This window comes from Granulicella sp. L56, from assembly GCF_009765835.1.
Classification (GTDB): domain Bacteria; phylum Acidobacteriota; class Terriglobia; order Terriglobales; family Acidobacteriaceae; genus Edaphobacter.
Genome location: NZ_LMUS01000001.1, coordinates 1135728 through 1151896, shown reverse-complemented (window position 1 = coordinate 1151896; position 16169 = coordinate 1135728). Strand labels below are relative to the sequence as shown.

General features: G+C 58.2%; 14 protein-coding genes. 12 read left to right on the top strand and 2 right to left on the bottom strand.

What is annotated here, in order from left to right:
- Positions 1-16: 16 nt before the first annotated feature.
- Together pgeF and dxs are read left to right on the top strand one after the other, a co-directional pair.
- Positions 17-868: a peptidoglycan editing factor PgeF gene (pgeF, locus tag GSQ81_RS04750; protein WP_158909528.1), complete on the top strand. Its 852-nt coding sequence runs from the start codon at positions 17-19 to the stop codon at positions 866-868.
- A gap of 185 nt (positions 869-1053) precedes the next feature.
- Complete coding sequence (gene dxs, locus GSQ81_RS04745; protein ID WP_158909527.1) at positions 1054-2952, top strand: 1-deoxy-D-xylulose-5-phosphate synthase; 1899 nt, start codon at positions 1054-1056, stop codon at positions 2950-2952.
- A 51-nt stretch (positions 2953-3003) separates the two neighbouring features.
- On the opposite strand, the gene GSQ81_RS04740 is transcribed toward dxs, so the two are convergent.
- Entirely contained in the window at positions 3004-3552 is a 549-nt protein-coding gene (locus GSQ81_RS04740) for an SRPBCC family protein (RefSeq protein WP_158909526.1), read from the bottom strand.
- Between the two features lie 101 nt (positions 3553-3653).
- Entirely contained in the window at positions 3654-4211 is a 558-nt protein-coding gene (locus GSQ81_RS04735; protein WP_158909525.1) for a fasciclin domain-containing protein, read from the bottom strand.
- A gap of 172 nt (positions 4212-4383) precedes the next feature.
- Here GSQ81_RS04735 and GSQ81_RS04730 point away from each other — a divergent pair, with 172 nt between their 5' ends.
- The 10 genes from GSQ81_RS04730 to murD all read left to right on the top strand — a co-directional run bounded on the left by GSQ81_RS04730 (position 4384) and on the right by murD (position 16167).
- Entirely contained in the window at positions 4384-4917 is a 534-nt protein-coding gene (locus tag GSQ81_RS04730) for a DUF2127 domain-containing protein (protein WP_158909524.1), read from the top strand.
- A gap of 387 nt (positions 4918-5304) precedes the next feature.
- A complete protein-coding gene (locus tag GSQ81_RS04725) occupies positions 5305-5745 on the top strand; it encodes a division/cell wall cluster transcriptional repressor MraZ (protein ID WP_158909523.1) in 441 nt (146 codons plus the stop codon).
- 6 nt (positions 5746-5751) lie between these two features.
- On the top strand, positions 5752-6678 hold the full coding sequence (rsmH, locus tag GSQ81_RS04720; RefSeq protein WP_371715217.1) for a 16S rRNA (cytosine(1402)-N(4))-methyltransferase RsmH: 927 nt from the start codon (positions 5752-5754) through the stop codon (positions 6676-6678).
- A gap of 219 nt (positions 6679-6897) precedes the next feature.
- Entirely contained in the window at positions 6898-7422 is a 525-nt protein-coding gene (locus tag GSQ81_RS04715) for a cell division protein FtsL (RefSeq protein WP_158909522.1), read from the top strand.
- A 49-nt stretch (positions 7423-7471) separates the two neighbouring features.
- Positions 7472-9817 carry a penicillin-binding transpeptidase domain-containing protein gene (locus tag GSQ81_RS04710; RefSeq protein WP_158909521.1) on the top strand — a complete coding sequence of 782 codons (2346 nt, stop codon included), beginning with the start codon at positions 7472-7474 and terminating at the stop codon, positions 9815-9817.
- A 77-nt stretch (positions 9818-9894) separates the two neighbouring features.
- Positions 9895-11388: a UDP-N-acetylmuramoyl-L-alanyl-D-glutamate--2,6-diaminopimelate ligase gene (locus tag GSQ81_RS04705; protein WP_158909520.1), complete on the top strand. Its 1494-nt coding sequence runs from the start codon at positions 9895-9897 to the stop codon at positions 11386-11388.
- Positions 11385-12764 (top strand): UDP-N-acetylmuramoyl-tripeptide--D-alanyl-D-alanine ligase, encoded by a 1380-nt coding sequence (gene murF / locus GSQ81_RS04700; RefSeq protein WP_158909519.1) that lies wholly within the window; start codon positions 11385-11387, stop codon positions 12762-12764. Before GSQ81_RS04705 ends, murF begins: the two co-directional genes overlap by 4 nt.
- Positions 12765-13285: 521 nt before the next feature.
- Complete coding sequence (gene mraY, locus GSQ81_RS04695; RefSeq protein WP_158909518.1) at positions 13286-14422, top strand: phospho-N-acetylmuramoyl-pentapeptide-transferase; 1137 nt, start codon at positions 13286-13288, stop codon at positions 14420-14422.
- Between the two features lie 22 nt (positions 14423-14444).
- A complete protein-coding gene (locus GSQ81_RS04690) occupies positions 14445-14756 on the top strand; it encodes a hypothetical protein (protein ID WP_158909517.1) in 312 nt (103 codons plus the stop codon).
- A gap of 55 nt (positions 14757-14811) precedes the next feature.
- The gene (gene murD, locus GSQ81_RS04685; RefSeq protein ID WP_158909516.1) at positions 14812-16167 is read left to right on the top strand and encodes a UDP-N-acetylmuramoyl-L-alanine--D-glutamate ligase; all 1356 of its coding nucleotides are present in this window, start codon (positions 14812-14814) and stop codon (positions 16165-16167) included.
- The last annotated feature ends 2 nt before the right edge of the window (positions 16168-16169 follow it).

Genomic DNA, 16169 nt, shown 5'->3' with positions numbered 1-16169 from the left:
AGAAAAAGTTAGGTCTATGAACATTGTAAATAAAGGGCTTACGGTTGGCATAGTGCGGGTGGAGCCCTGGGGTTCTTACAAGTGGCTGCGGCACGGATTCAGCACGCGACAAGGTGGAGTTTCCACGGTTTACGGAGGCAATTCGCTGAATCTGGGGTGGACGAAGGACGACGGTCCCGCATTGGTCGCAGAGAACCGACGGCTCTTTTACCGGTTGTCGCAGGGAAGTTTACCCGAAAACCATCGCTTTCAAACCGTCACCTTGAAACAGGTGCATTCAGCACTTGTTCTGCCGATCCGAAAGGAAGAGGATGTCTTCGAGGGCACGCTCCAGACCGCCGACGGAAAGGCCGTGCTGGAGGGCGATGGAGCAGTGACTGACCTCCCGGGAGTCATGCTGGGGGTGCAGACGGCAGACTGTGTTCCGGTGCTAATCGCGGACGTCAATAAGCGAGTGGTAGCGGCGATCCACGCGGGATGGAGGGGCACGGCAGCGCGGATCGTCGAGCAGGGATGCCTGGCGATGCAAGAGCGGTACGGATCGCGCCCTGAAGAGCTGGTGGCCGCCGTGGGGCCATCGATTGGTGCCTGCTGCTATGCGGTAGGCGAAGAAGTGCGGTCTGGATTTGGCGCTCAGTTCGAATATGCGGATGCATTGTTCAGGACGGGAGAGACCGGGCAGATGCATCTCGATCTCTGGGAGGCGAACCGGCGGCAGCTCCTCGATGCCGGAGTTCCGGCGCAGAGTATTACGGTGATTGGAGAGTGTACGGCTTGTACAGTCTCCGGTGGAGAGAAAAAGTACTTCTCGCACCGTGCCGAGCATGGATTTACTGGTCGCATGATGAGCGTAATTGGCGTAGTTTAGGTCTGGGACAGAGGCACCCTTGCGGGGTCTTTTTCCTGTCCAGAGGGTTGGTATACTTAAGGGCTACCGCAATGACGCGAGCTTGTGTTGCGGTAGGTGTCGATGTGGCTGTGTTCTATGTGGCTGTTCTAAGTATCCTGGCAGGCCGCCGCGCTCGATGAGCGGCCTCGCAGAATAGGTTTTGGATGAGCAACCTTCTTGAGACGATTCACTCCCCAGCCGATGTAAAAAAGCTGACGATTCCGCAACTGACGGAGCTGGCGGAGGAGATTCGTGAACGGCTGATCGTTGGGGTCGCCAAAACTGGCGGCCATATCGGGCCGAATCTTGGCGTAGTCGAGCTGACCCTCGCGATGCATTATGTCTTCGATACCCCAACCGACAGCTTCGTCTTCGATGTCAGCCACCAGGCCTATGTGCACAAGCTGCTGACCGGACGCGAGAAGCTCTTTCATACCATCCGCCAGCCGGGCGGGCTCAACGGCTTTATGCTGCGCACCGAGAGCGAGCACGACAGCTATGGCGCAGGCCATGCCGGTACAGCGCTGAGCGCGGCGCTGGGGATGGCGGTGGCGCGGGACATGTCCGGTGGCAAGGAACACATCATTGCGATGGCCGGAGATGCTGCGTTTACTAATGGCATCTCGTTTGAAGCGCTGAACAACATCGCCGCGCAGACGCGCCGGATGATCATTGTGCTGAACGACAATGCCTGGTCGATCGACAAGAACGTCGGCGCCATCGCGGAGTATTTTCACAAGATCGTGACCAACCCCACCGTATCGAGCCTGCATAATCGCGCGGCTGATCTGCTGGAGAAGTATGGCGGCAAGACGGCACGGCACGTCGTCCGCAAGGCCGAAGAAGCGGCAAAGGGACTGATCGGGCCGGGCATGTTGTTCGAGGAGTTTGGCCTGAGCTACTTTGGGCCGCTCGATGGACATAACTTGCCGCTGCTGATCGAGACCTTCAAATTTCTGAAGACGCAGAACCGTCCGGTCGTACTTCATGCGATTACGCAGAAGGGCCGGGGCTTTCAACCGGCGCTGGAGAAGCAGAAGAAATTTCACGGGCTGGGGCCGTATGACGCGGAGACGGGCGAGACGAAATCTGCGGGGCAGAAGACCTACTCCGAGATCTTTGCCGAGTCGCTGACGAAGCTGGCGGATGGCAATGAGAAGGTCGTTGCCATTACGGCGGCGATGCCGAACGGGACGGCGCTCGATCTCTTCCGGCCCTATCATCCGAAGCGCTACTTCGACGTCGGCATCGCGGAAGAGCACGCCGTAATCTTTGCGGCAGGAATGGCGACCAAGGGATATAAGCCCTTCTGCGCGATCTACTCGACTTTTTTACAACGGGCGTTCGATCCCATTGTGCATGACGTCTGCCTCCAGAACCTGCCGGTGGTCTTCTGCATGGATCGCGGCGGACTGAGCGGCGACGACGGTCCGACGCATCATGGGCTGTTCGATATCAGCTATCTGCGCAGTGTGCCGAACCTGATCCACATGGTTCCCAAGGACGAGGACGAGCTGGCGGACATGATGTATACGGCGATGCTGCACGAGGGGCCGTCCGCGATTCGTTATCCGCGTGGAACCGGGCCGGGCGTGGCTGTCAAAGCACAGCCGGTGGCGCTGGAGATCGGCAAAGCTGAAGTCATTCGAGATTCGGGGCGTGCCGATGTTGCCATCTTCGGCCTGGGTGCGATGCTGCCCGAGGCGGTGCGGCTGGCGGAGATGCTGGAGCGGGAAGGGTTCTCCGCCGCGGTGATCAACCCGCGGTTCGCCAAGCCGATTGATCGCGAGTGTGTCGCGAAGTTTGGCGAGCGCTGTGGATTGCTGATTACGCTCGAAGATCATGTGCTGGCGGGAGGGTTCGGCTCTGCGGTGTTAGAGACGCTGAATGCGCTCGAGGTGCAGGTTCCGGTTGTGCGCGTGGGCTGGCCGGATGAGTTTATCGAGCATGGGAAGGTCGAGGCATTGCGGGAGAAGTATGGCCTGACTGCGGAGGCTGCGCTGGAGAAGGCGAGGCCTTACCTGAGTAAGATGATGGAGCAGATTCTGGCGAAGCACTCGTAGATTTTTCGTTTGTGAGAAGCGATGGGCCGCTGTGTGCGGCCCATCGCTTTTTTATGTAGAAAAGTTTGCTGCGAGCAACTCGCGAGTTCGTCGATGACGGTAAACGAAAGTTTGGCGGAGTTGCCGGGTGATAAGGGGATGAGCGAGATTGCCCAATCTGCCGAGAGGGAGCTGATATTGAACTTCGTCTTGCAGCAGTGTTCCGGGAATCGCGTTGCCGGATTCGCCGATGCGCGTTTCAGGTGTGAGTGCGTGGGTGTGATGCCAGTGCGCGAAAGGACCGCGTACTTGAACGTCGGAGAAGTGCTGGTTCCAGACGAAGGAATCGATCTCGGCCTGCCACTTGAGTCGGACAGGTGAGAAGGGGATAGGACGAAAGCTAATCGTAAGCCGAGTACCCGCACCAGCCGCGAGGACGTAGAAGACATCGTTGAGTGCCGATGAATTAGGCGGCGGCGGGGGAGAGACGATGATTGCCTTTTCGATGCGTGCCTGCTGCCACGCCGGCATGAGCCGAGGCAGGTTCGAAGGATTGGCAAAGAAAGCAAAGACAAGTTCTGCCGGAAGAGGAAGCCATTGCTGGGAGTGAAAGGTGTGCATTCGTCGCTGGTCGTTTCGGGGCTAGTGTAGTAGATGCAAAAAAGAGGTGCCCGTTTGGGGGCACCTCAGAAGTGCAGTTGGACGAACCTGGCTTGCGATATCTAGCTGGGCATGAGAACGGTGTCGATGACATGAATGACGCCGTTGGACTGGAAGACGTCTGCTGTAGTGACGGTAGCGGTGCCGCCCTTGGCGTCTGTCAGCATGATCTTGCCGTCGGATGTGGTGGCGGTGAGATCTTCACCCTGCACGGTCTTCAGCATGGCTTTGCCGTGACCCTTTTTAATCATCTTCATCAAGTCCTTGGAGCTGACGCGGCCGGGAACGACGTGATAGGTGAGGATCTTGGTGAGAGTCGCTTTGTTCTCGGGCTTGACGAGGTTATCGACGGTGCCCGCGGGCAGCTTGGCAAAGGCATCATCGGTCGGTGCGAAGACGGTGAAGGGGCCGGGGCCGTTGAGAGTATCGACCAGGCCTGCAGCCTTGACCGCAGCGACGAGCGTGGTGTGAATCGGCGAGTTGACGGCGTTCTCGACGATGGTCTTCTGGGGCGACATGGCTGCGCCGCCGACGTCGGGGTCCTTCATCTGTGCCGATGCGCTGAAAGAGGTGATAGCCAAGGCTGCTACGGCTATGGTGGCGAGGATTGTCTTCTTCATGATTGTTTTCCTTTGTCGTTCTGAGTTTCTAAATTTCGTCCCTTGTTTCGGGTGTTCATTAGCATCTACGTCGGCTGGCGTGGAGTGGATTGCCGCTATTTTGAGAGGGGAGTGTTAAAGCTGCGCGGGATACGTTGACAATTACGGTGCGCCACCGTCAACTGGAAATCAGATGGCAACGCAAAACGAATCCGCGCAACGGCAATCGGTGACGGTGCAAAGACAGGCTCAGCACAGGCCGCGCGATCGCGGCCTGCTGCTGATCGGTTTGTTTAAATTGGCGAAGTCGATCTTTTTTTTCTGCATCGGGATGGGCGCGATTCATCTGCTGCACAAAGACCTTGGCGATGTAGTGATGCGGGTGGCCATGGCGTTGAAGTTCGACCCGGAGAGCCGGTTTGTTTCGTTGTTGCTGGATAAGGTCGATCTGATCGATGTACACCGGCTCAAGCTGATTAGCCTGGGTACGTTCGCTTATTCTGTCGTGGCGCTGACGGAAGGCGTAGGGTTGGTGTTGGAGAAGGTTTGGGCGGAGTACCTGACGCTGATTCTGACGATCTCGTTCCTTCCGTGGGAGCTGTATGAGCTGGCACGGCGGCCCAATTGGTTTCGGTTGAGCCTGTTGCTGATCAATCTTGCTGTGCTCGCTTATCTCGTGTGGCTGTTGCGACGAAAAAAGCCAGTCGCCTCGAGAACGGAGATGTAACCGGATAATAGTTGTTTTACCGGTTACATATTTAATTTTGTAACCGCTAAAAGCTATCCTAAGAGGTTACTTCGCTTTTGATTCGCCTTAGCAGATGAGTTTTGGGTATGCAAGTGTCGTCCTCGGCATGAACCAGCCAGACCAACACTACATATAGTGGTCAATTTATCCATACATACAAATGGCTGAGTTTTCCACATTCCATTGTGGGAAATGCAGTATTTTGCGCAATTTAGTGCTTTACAGCAGGGGGGCACTGGGTAAGGATGGTGGAGCGGAGTGGTAGAAAGTGGTCCAAAAGGGTTGAACTTGGGCACGATCTAAAGAAATTCTACTCCGCTGAGATGCTTCAGAAAGAGATTTAGCTGGGTCCGTATCGAGGTTGCTATGTTTCGCGGAAATCACCCAACACGCGTTGACGAGAAAGGCAGATTGAAGCTGCCTGCTGAGTTCAAGCGCCGTGTGGATGAGCTGTATGGGCCGCAGTTTTATATCACCAGCAAGGACGGGAAGCGGGCTGAGATCTATCCGCTGAAGGAGTGGGAAAAGATCGAGGAGAAGCTGGCCGCGATCCCTTCCATGAACCCGGCGAAGAAGAAGTTTCTGGACGTGACGAACTACTACGGACAGATGGCAGAGATGGACGCGCAGGGCCGGTTGCTGGTTCCGCAGTTGTTGCGAGAGACGGCGAAGGTGACGGGCGAGGTAGTTGTGTTCGGCGTACAGACGTTCCTCGAAGTTGTAAACCACGATCTGTTCAAGGCTGAGATGGATGCAGCCCCGATGACGGAAGCGGATCAGATGGCGTTGTCAGAGTTTGGATTGTAGGCAGAGATGGATGAGGCTCCCCAGGGAGAGCGCGTGGTGCGAAAGATGCAACATGTGCCGGTTCTTTTAGATGAAGCTTTGGAGTATTTGAATGTGCGGCCCGGCGGCGTTTATGTAGATGCCACGCTGGGGCTGGCTGGGCACTCTTCGGCGATTGCGAAGAGGCTGGGCGCGAAGGGCAGGTTGATCTGCTTTGATCGCGATCCGCAGGCGATGGAGGCAGCCAAGGTGAGGCTCGAAGAAGTGAGAGCCGAGATTGGCAGCGAGATGCCGGAGGTGGTGTTTGAGCCTAAGGCGTTCTCGGAGGCTTCGAGCCTGATTAAGCCAGGGAGTCTGGATGGCCTGCTCGCCGATTTTGGTGTGAGCAGCCTGCAACTGGACGAGGCGCACAGAGGATTCAGCTTTCGGTCGGATGGCCCACTTGATATGCGGATGGATACGCGCAGTGGGGAGACGGCCGAGCAAGTGGTAAATCAGGAGGACGAAAACGAGCTCGCCGACCTGATTTACGAATTCGGAGAGGAAAGGAGGTCGCGGAGAATCGCCAGAGCCATTGTGAGGGCCCGGCCGATTACAACGACGGCGGAGTTAGCCAGAGTGGTATCGGCCGCGGCCCCATCAATGAAAGGCGACAAGATTCACCCCGCTACACGGACTTTTCAGGCGCTTCGGATTCGAGTGAATGATGAGCTGGGAGAGATCAGGACGCTGCTTGAGAGCGCGCCGTCTCTGCTGAAGCCGGGAGGAAGGCTGGTGTTGATCAGCTTCCACTCGTTGGAAGACCGGCTGGTAAAGGATGCGTTCCGTGAGGCTGGCCGGGACAAGGTGTTTGAGGTTTTGACGAAGAAGCCGGTTGTGGCCGGTGAGCAGGAAGAGTTGAGAAACCCGCGAGCAAGAAGCGCAAAGATGCGGGCGGCGGAGAAGATTAAGTAACAGGTTTAGTTGCTTGTTTGGGAGGACGATGCCAGATGGGTAACGGCAAGTGATCGGGTCGGGGTTGTCCCACCTTCTTTCAGGCGAAAGACAACTTGTAACAAAAAGTCCCTTCCTTCAAATAGCAGCCCCGGCCCGGTTCGTACGTTTTGAAGAGATGGCAAAGAATTCAGCCCGGACATAAAGAAGCCGGGCAGGTAAGAGTAAAAGAGGTGCGCTATGGCAGCAACGGCGATGGCAGGACAACAGATCGAGATGATGGGCACGCGACGGCAGTCGCAGGGGCGCGCGGCGACCCTGGCCGAGCGGAACCGTGAGCTGTATGAGGCGCAACGGAGAGCGCGGCGCGGACCTACGCCCGAGGTCTTCTTTACCAAGCACATCGACAACAGCCGCATTGTGAAGGCGGACGACCCGGAGCGGAAGCGCGAGATGCGCACCTTCGCCGCAGTGACGAGCGTTTTGTTCCTGCTGGTGATGGTCTATGTGTGGCAGCACTTCTCGGCGATCGAGATGGGCTACAACATCGAAGCGCAGAAGGTTCAGGTCGAACATCTGAGCGAGCAGAACCGGCAGCTTCGGCTGTCGGAGGCTGAGCTGACCGACCCGGAACGGATCGACCGGATTGCCAAACAGCTTGGGCTGGATGCGCCTCAGCCGGGCCAGGTGGTGCGGCAGGATGGCAGCGATTCCATGGCTCCGGTGCTGGCACAGTCCCATGCTCCCGGGTTTGTTGGGCAGTAGGATAGAGATAAGGCAATAAGAGGCAAACGGAGCGGGAGTTAACAGAAGTATGAAGCAGGCGCCACGGCAGACGTTGACGGCTCCGATACGGAGAATCCGTTTCGTCTACGTGACGCTTTTTTTCTGTTTCTGGGCAGCAGTGATTGTGCTGCGGCTGGGGTGGGTGCAGGTTGTGCGGCACTCCGAGTTTGTGCACCGCGCGGCACAGCAGCAGCAGCGAACGTTTGAGGTAGCTCCGCGGCGCGGCATGTTGTACGACCGCAATCTGCGCGAGCTGGCGATGACGGTGCTGGTGGACAGCGTGTACGCGGTGCCGTCGGAGCTGGGAGACAACAGGGAAAACGCGGCGCAGATGCTGTCGCAGATCGTGCACTCCGATCCGGGGGACAGCTATACCTCCGAGAAACGGATTCTGGCCAGACTGAATGCTTCGAGAAATTTTGCGTGGGTGGCGCGAAAGCTCGATCCGGAGACGGCGAATCGGGTGCGCGAGCTGAATCTGAAGGGCGTTTATTTTCAGAAAGAGTTCAAGCGGTTTTATCCGAACAATGACCTCGCGGCTGAGGTGCTGGGCTATGTGGGCACCGACGACGAGGGGCTGGGCGGACTAGAGCTTGAGTTCGACGACGACATGCATGGTACGCCGGGACATATGCTGACTGCGCTCGATGCGAAGCGGCATGTACTGGACAGCGAAGAGCGCCAGCCATTGCCGGGTGAGAACCTTGTTCTGAGCATCGATGCAAACATTCAGTACATGGCGGAGCAAGCGCTGGACGCGCAGATGGCGAAGGTGAAGGCGCTGCATGGAACGGTGGTGGTACAGGACCCGCATACGGGACAGATTCTGGCGCTGGCAATTTCACCTCGGTTCAATCCGAACGATTCGCGGCACATGCAGCCGGGGGCACTGACCGATCTGGCGGTAAGTAACATCTATGAGCCGGGTTCGACATTCAAGCTGGTAACGTACTCTGCCGCAGTGGATGCAGCGGGAGTGCAGCCGGATGACCTGATCGACTGCCAGGGAGGGGCGATTACGCTGTTCGGGCGTACGATCCATGACGACGTCTCCGATGGCCACATGGGCGTGATCACGATCCATAAGGCGCTGGAAAAGTCGAGCGACGTGGCTGCCGTGAAACTGGCGTTGAAGCTGGGACCGGACAAGTTCTACAAATACATCAAGGCGTATGGGTTCGGAGATCGGACCGGGATCGAACTGCCGAGCGAGACGCGCGGGCTGTTGCGGCCACCGAGCCGGTGGGGCGCGACCAGCATCGGTTCGCTCGCCATTGGGCAGGAGATCGGGGTAACTCCGATCCAACTCGTAACCATGGTAAGCACCATTGCGAATGGCGGGGAGTATCTGCCGCCGCATATCCTGCTGAATTCAACCGATGCGATGAAAGGCGATCCTCGCTTGAAGCCAGTGGGCTTTCATCCGGAGAACGAGCTGCCAGACCCTCTGCCGGACGGAGCACATCGCGCAATTTCGGAGCTGACTTCGGCGAAGATGCGGGAGATGATGCGGGGGGTCGTGCTCTATGGCTCGGGGATACCCGCTGCTTTGAATGGATATAGCTCGGGAGGAAAGACGGGTACGGCACAGAAGGTCGATCCTGAGACGCATACCTATTCGCATACGAAGGTGGTTACAAGCTTTGCCGGATTTGCGCCGGTGAGTAATCCCGCCATCTCAGTGACCGTAGTGATTGATACGCCGACAGTCGGCAGCAGATATGGGACGACAGTCGCCGCTCCTGTCTTCGCCGAGGTAGCGCAGAAAGTGCTGGAGTATCTGGGAGTACCGCATGATCAGCCGCTGAAGACAAAGAAAGAGATGAAGGTGCTGACGGCGAACGATCTGGCCGATGACGCTCCTGAGAACAGCACTGCAGATTTGACCGCGATGTTCGACGATGCGAACAATTTGCCTGCGGACGATCCGCTGCGGAACCCGACGGCCACCGCTACGGCCCAGGCGGTCGCGGCAGACAAGGCTGCCGCCGCGGAGACGAAGGCCACTGAAAAAGGGAAGTCGCAGGGAATTGTCGATCTGCTGCCGGCGAAGATACTGTCGGCGTTCAAGGCTAGTGGCGGGACGAGTTCGTCTATGCCGGATACGGCGGCGGGAGAGGCGAAGCGGCTGTCGCCTGCGGATACAACATCCGCGGTGCCTGCGAAAGTTGGCAGCGGCGTTACGGTGGATGCGAGCAAGCGTGTAGCGGTTCCTTCATTTGACGGCGCGGGCCTCCGTGCGGCGGTGGAGCGCGCCGACGCGGTCGGGTTGCGCGTGAAGCCGGTGGGGAGTGGTCTGGCGCGGGAACAGGTGCCGGTCGCGGGAACGATGGTGCCGAGCGGAACCGAGATCGTGGTTCGATTTACGCGGTGAAGAATATTGAGCAGATTTACGCAGTAAAGAACATAGAGCAGAGCAAGTTCTGATTGTCGTCGGCTTTAGAATGATCTATGCGGTGGACTGACTTTATCACTCATGTCGGCGCGGTGGAGAGCGTGAGTGCGCCTGTCGAAGTTGCCGGCGTTGAGTATGACTCGCGAAGAGTGGGGCGCGGCGATGTCTTTGTCGCGATGCGCGGCGGAGCTACGGATGGGAATCGCTACATAGAGGCGGCGGTTGCGCAGGGTGCGGCTGCGGTGGTGACGGATTCGCGTGAGGCCTATGAGGCTTTGCGGCGGGACCATGCGTTGGTGGGCGCTGCACTGGTGGAGCATGGGCGGCGGGCGTTGGCTGAGGCGAGTGCGGCGGTGATGGGGCATCCCGAGCGACGGCTGGCATTGAGCGCGGTGACCGGCACGAATGGGAAGACGACGACGGCGTTTCTGCTGGAGGCCATGCTGCGGAGTGTGCAGCGGACGTGCGTGCTGATCGGAACGATTGAGACGCATGTGGGCGATGAGGTGAGGGTGTCTCCGCATACGACGCCGGAGTCTCGCGATGTGCTGGCGATCTTTGCGGATGGAGTGAAGGCAGGTGCTACTGAGGCGGTGATGGAGATGTCCAGCCATGCGCTGGAGCAGGAGCGGGTGTGGGGGCTGCCGGTCGATGTGGCTATCTTTACGAACCTGACGCAGGACCATCTGGATTATCACGGGACGATGGAGGCCTATTTTGCGGCGAAGGCACGTTTGTTTGAGGGCGTAGGTACGCTGCCGCCGCGAGTGGCGGTGGTGAATGCGGATGACCCTTATGGTGCGCGGCTGGTAGCGGTTGCTGGGCAATCGCAGGTGCTGCGTTACGGTTTGGAGGGGCGAGGCGAGTTTCGTGCCGAGTCGGTGCAGATGCGCGCGGGAGAGACGCGGTTTCGGATGGTGACGCCTGCGGGTGTGGTGGAGATGCTGTCTCCACTGACGGGGCGGGTGAATGTCTACAACCTGCTGGCGGCGAGCGCGGCGGCTTGGGCTCGTGGATTGACGCTGGACGAGATTGTCGCAGGAGCGGCTGCGGGTGCGCAGGTGCCGGGGCGGTTTGAGGTGGTGCCTGCGGGAGATACAGGGATTACGGTGGTGGTGGATTATGCGCATACGGATGATGCTTTGCGGAATTTGATTGCGCTGGGGCGGGAGCTGGTGAAGGAGCGCGGTGGGCGGGTGATTACGTTGTTTGGATGCGGCGGGGACCGGGACCGGACGAAACGGCCACGGATGGGGCGGGCTGCGGGCGAGGGCAGCGATCTGGTGGTGCTGACCAGTGACAATCCGCGAAGTGAAGAGTCTATGGAGATTATCGAAGAGGCCCTGGCCGGAGTGACTACGACGGGGACAACCTGCATCGTAGAAGAAGACCGTGCGGGAGCGATTGAGATTGCGATTCGTTCGGCAAAAGCTGGAGATATTGTGCTGCTGGCAGGCAAGGGACACGAGAAGGTGCAGATTCTGCGAGATGGAACCGTGCCGTTTGACGATGTGGCTGTGGCTGCCGGGGTTTTGGGGGAGATTGCATGAAGCTGACACTGGGTCAGGTTGCAGATTGGATTCACGCGGATGGGGAGTTCGATACCTCTCTGGAGGCATTGGGGTATTCGATCGATTCGCGGACGATTGGGGCTGGCGATCTTTTCTTTGCGGTGAAGGGCGAGCGGCTGGATGGGCATGAGTATGTTCAGGCGGCGCTTGCCGATGGCGCTGTCGCGGCTGTGGTCAGCAATCGCTGGGTGACGCCTGCGGAGGTGGATGAGACGAAGTTGCTGCGAGTCTCCGACTGCGAGGATTGCGTATTGACGGCGTTGCAGAAGCTGGCCCATGCGGTGCGGCGGCAGTGGGGCCGCCGGGTGATCGGCGTGACCGGGTCGGCAGGGAAGACGACGACGAAGGACGCTGTGGCGCAGGTCTTGGGCGCGCGGTTTAAGGTGCTGAAGTCTCAGGGAAACCTTAACAATGGCTTTGGGCTGCCGTTGCAGTTGTTGAAGCTGGAGCCGGAGCATGAGGTTGCGGTGATCGAGATGGGCATGAACCATGCCGGAGAGATTGCGGCTCTGGCAAAGATCGCGGAGCCGGATTGGGCCGTTGTCTCGAATGTGGGGCCGGTGCATTTGGAGTTCTTTCCGGATGGAATCGCCGGTATTGCGAAGGCGAAGTATGAGCTGGTGGAAGCGCTGCCTGCGGATGGGGTGGCCGTGCTGAACTTTGACGATAACTATGTGGCGTCGTTTGGCAGGGGACTGGGCGAGCGAGCGGTCTTTTATGGGCTGAATGAGGGGGCTGAGGTCCGAGCGGTGCATGTCGCCGAAGTTGGAGCCGAGGGGGTGGTCTTTACGGTGGAGGTCGAGGGCGAGCGCGCCAGCGTGCAGTTGCGTATGCTGGGGCGGCATAACGTTCCAAATGCTCTGGCGGCGATTGCGACAGGGCTGCGGAGCGGCATGGGACTGGGCGAATGTGCAGCGGCGGTAGGCGAGTTGCGGGCGGGAGATAAGCGTGGCGAGGTGGTGGAGTGGCGGGGCGCAACGCTGATCAATGATTGCTACAACTCCAACCCTAAGGCGCTTGACGCGATGGTGGATGCGCTGATGGCCATGCCGGGAGAGCGGCACATTGTGGTCGCCGGAGAGATGCTGGAGCTTGGGCCGGAGGGTGAGGCGCTGCATGAGGCCTGCGGGCGGCGGATGGCTGAACGAGGCGTGACTACGGTGGTTGGCGTTCGTGGTGCCGCGGACGCGTTGGTCAAGGCTGCTCTCGATGGCGGTGTCGATGCGGTGTTTGTGGCGGATGCGGATGCCGCCGGTAAGTGGTTGCAGGAGAACGTGCGTGCGGGCGATGCCGTGTTGCTGAAGGCTTCGCGTGGGGTGAAGCTGGAGCGGGCATTCGCGGTGCTGATCTCCTAGAGGTTCGACGCAGCGAGATGGGCCGGCCCTTCAGCCTTCATATTTTGGGGGCTATGGACCTGGGCTGGTGGCCCAGGCTGTTATAGAGCGCGCCTTTGGCGCTCGTCGTGAGCCGCTTAGAGCTGTTCCCCTCTGGGTGTAGTGATGCAAGCCCGGAAGAAACGCAGATTCCTTTCGGGAATGACAACAAAATAGGGCAGAGATGATCCGATAAAGAGATACACCTGTAGGAGAATTGCTATAGAGAGGTTCTCCTCCAGATGTAGTTTTGGTGATTCGAGCAACACGCAGATTCCCTTCGGGAATGACAAACAAAGGAAGCTATCCCTGTTCCCTTTGGAATGACAAAGGAAGCTATACCTGAGAGGAGATAGCTATAGACAGAGGAGACGGAATGCGCCTTGGTTCGCGGAGGAAAATGCCGCGTGGTGAGAGGGCAAACGCCTGTTAAGATAGCGATGAGTTTGCGGCTGGAGCTAAGCGGTCGCCAATCCTGACTGTGGTTTGAAGGCGGAGACGTTTTGCTCTATTGGCTGCTCTATCAGAAGTTGTTCCCTTACTTTCGTCTCTTTCGCATCTTTCGCTACCTCACGTTTCGCACGGTGTTTGCGAGCCTGACGGCGCTGCTGATCGGCCTGCTGATTGGGCCGTATGTGATTGAGAAGCTGCGCGAGTTCCAGATTGGGCAATACATCCGCGAAGAGGGACCGCAGTCGCACCAGAAGAAGAGTGGGACGCCGACGATGGGTGGCGTACTGATTCTGATATCGATCCTGGTCCCGACGCTGTTGTGGTCGGATCTGTCGAACCCTCTGGTATGGCTGGTGATGCTGTCGACGCTGGCCTTTGGCGCGATTGGATTTGCGGACGACTATATCAAGGTGGTGCATCGCAGGAACCAGGGACTGAGGGCTTGGGCGAAGCTGGGATTGCAACTGCTGGTGAGCGGCGGAGTGGCCGTGGCGCTGGTCGCGCTGGAGACGCGTGGCAATTATTCGACCCGTCTGATGGTTCCGTTTGCCAAGCGGTTTCGGCCGGATCTGGTGATCGACAGCCTGTTGCACATGCCGCATGTATGGTGGCTGGGGTATGCGGGTTTTGTCGTTTTCGTGATGATTGTGATTGCGGGCTCGAGCAATGCGGTGAATCTTACCGATGGCCTCGACGGTTTGGCGATTGGCTGCACCATTATCGCTGCCGGCGCACTGACGGTGCTGACCTATGTGAGCGGGCATGTGGTCTTTGCCGACTATCTGGAGTTGCAGCGGATGCCGCTGGTGAGCGAGCTTACGGTGTTTTGCGGGGCGATGGTGGGGGCGAGTATTGGGTTCCTTTGGTATAACGCTCATCCGGCAGAGATCTTTATGGGGGATGTGGGTAGCCTTGCGCTGGGCGGGGCGATCGGGACGGTGGCCGTGGTCATCAAGCAGGAACTGCTGCTGCCATTTATCGGTGGGGTGTTTATTCTGGAGGCAGTGAGCGTGATGCTCCAGGTTGGGAGCTACAAGCTGCGCAATGGGAAACGCATCTTCAAGATGGCTCCGCTGCATCACCACTTTGAGTTGATGGGGTGGTCGGAGTCGAAGGTGATTGCGCGGTTCTGGATTATGGCGCTGGTGTTTGCTTTGTTTGCTTTGACGACGTTGAAGTTGAGGTAGGTTCAATTAGGGGACTCGTCTCATGAGCAATCTTCACGAGGAAGACATGCGCCGCAGAAGTTATGATCCTCTTCGAAAAGTGTCAATCGATTCTCCAACTCTAGCCAAGTCCTGGCTTGCTAATGGCCAATTTCTAACGCCTGTTCAACGATTGGGATATGCGATCTTCTCTTTTGCTTACATTGGCGCGGGTCTTTTTACTTTGGGTGCCAGCATTGAAGACTTCAAAGAAAAGGATGTTTTCTTCTCCTTGGGTTTTGGGGTGGCCACCGCATTTTTCTTTTACTTCGGATTGCGTGGACTTAGAAACGTTTTGCGGTTCCGGAGAAAATAACATAAGGCTCCTGTAGCCTTGTAAAGAGTCAGAATCAGATTAGGAAAATAGAGTTATGGAACTGAAGAATAAGCGGGTTTTGGTGGTGGGGTTGGGGAAGAGTGGGCTATCGTCTGCGCTGTTTCTGCGTGCGCAGGGCGCGCAGGTGACGGTGAGCGATACGCGGAGCGCGGAGGCGCTGGCGAAGGAGATTCCTGCGCTGCTGGATGCGGGGATTATGGTCGAGTCGGGTGGGCATGGGTTGCTGACCTTTCGGCGGCAGGATTTGATTGTGGTGTCGCCGGGAGTGCCGATGGATACTCCCGAGGTGAAGCAGGTGAAGGCGTTCGGCCTGCCCGTGATTGGGGAGCTGGAGTTGGCCAGCCGGTTTCTTCAAGGCAAAGTTGTGGCGATTACGGGATCGAACGGGAAGACCACCACGACGACGCTGCTGGGGAAGATATTTGAAGATGCCGGAGTATCGACGCTGGTGGGCGGCAATATTGGTTTGCCGGTGATCGATCTGGTGGCGAAGAGTGCGGCGGATACGGTGAGCGTGCTGGAGGTTTCGAGCTTTCAACTGGAGACCGTTGAGGAATTCCATCCGTGGATCTCGGTGGTGTTGAACATCACGCCGGACCATCTGGACCGGCATGGCAGCTTTGAGAACTATGCTGCTGCCAAGGCGCGGATTACGGAACGGCAGGAGGCGGGTGACTTTCTGGTTCTGAACGGCGAAGACAAGCCGACTCAGATGGTGGCGGCGAAGACACGGGCGCAAATCTACTGGTTCAGCGCTCGGCGGCCTATCAAGCAGGGCGCGTTCGTTCATGGAGAGAGCATCTTCTTTGTTGCCAACGAGGGCGGCAAGCCGGAGCCGGTGATGCCGGTGGCGGAGATTGCGCTGAAGGGCGCGCACAACGTCGAGAATGTGCTGGCGGCAGTATGCGCGGCGCGGCTGGCGGGGATTTCTGCGGAGAAGATTCGGGCTTCGGTCGCTGGGTTCAAAGGCGTGGAGCATCGGCTGGAGTTTGTGCGGCTGCTGCGCGGGGTGGAGTTCTACAACGACTCCAAGGCGACCAATGTGGACGCGGCCATGAAGGCGGTGGCCTCGTTTGCCGGTGGTATCCATTTGATTCTTGGCGGCAAGGACAAGAACTCCGACTATGGCACGATGGCCGATCTGCTGAAGGAGCGGGTGAAGATTGTTTATACGATTGGTTCAGCCGCCGAAAAGATTGAGCAGCAGTTGCAGGGAGTGGTGAAGATAGTCTCAGCGGCGACGATGCAGACCGCTGTTGCTGAGGCATCGAAGGCTACCGTGGCTGGGGATATTGTTCTGCTGGCGCCTGCCTGCTCGAGCTTCGACCAGTTCGAGAACTATGAGCATCGGGGACAGGTCTTTCGACGGTTAGTGAATGAATTAAGTTAGCA

Bases quoted from the DNA above. Each gene is read 5' to 3' on its own strand.
- GSQ81_RS04710 (WP_158909521.1), top strand. From the start codon at position 7,472: ATGAAGCAGGCGCCACGGCAGACGTTGACGGCTCCGATACGGAGAATC.
- GSQ81_RS04705 (WP_158909520.1), top strand. From the start codon at position 9,895: ATGCGGTGGACTGACTTTATCACTCATGTCGGCGCGGTGGAGAGCGTG.
- murD (WP_158909516.1), top strand. From the start codon at position 14,812: ATGGAACTGAAGAATAAGCGGGTTTTGGTGGTGGGGTTGGGGAAGAGT.
- GSQ81_RS04715 (WP_158909522.1), top strand. From the start codon at position 6,898: ATGGCAGCAACGGCGATGGCAGGACAACAGATCGAGATGATGGGCACG.
- rsmH (WP_371715217.1), top strand. From the start codon at position 5,752: ATGGATGAGGCTCCCCAGGGAGAGCGCGTGGTGCGAAAGATGCAACAT.
- GSQ81_RS04690 (WP_158909517.1), top strand. From the start codon at position 14,445: ATGAGCAATCTTCACGAGGAAGACATGCGCCGCAGAAGTTATGATCCT.
- GSQ81_RS04740 (WP_158909526.1), bottom strand. From the start codon at position 3,552: ATGCACACCTTTCACTCCCAGCAATGGCTTCCTCTTCCGGCAGAACTT.
- dxs (WP_158909527.1), top strand. From the start codon at position 1,054: ATGAGCAACCTTCTTGAGACGATTCACTCCCCAGCCGATGTAAAAAAG.
- GSQ81_RS04735 (WP_158909525.1), bottom strand. From the start codon at position 4,211: ATGAAGAAGACAATCCTCGCCACCATAGCCGTAGCAGCCTTGGCTATC.
- GSQ81_RS04730 (WP_158909524.1), top strand. From the start codon at position 4,384: ATGGCAACGCAAAACGAATCCGCGCAACGGCAATCGGTGACGGTGCAA.
- GSQ81_RS04725 (WP_158909523.1), top strand. From the start codon at position 5,305: ATGTTTCGCGGAAATCACCCAACACGCGTTGACGAGAAAGGCAGATTG.
- murF (WP_158909519.1), top strand. From the start codon at position 11,385: ATGAAGCTGACACTGGGTCAGGTTGCAGATTGGATTCACGCGGATGGG.
- pgeF (WP_158909528.1), top strand. From the start codon at position 17: ATGAACATTGTAAATAAAGGGCTTACGGTTGGCATAGTGCGGGTGGAG.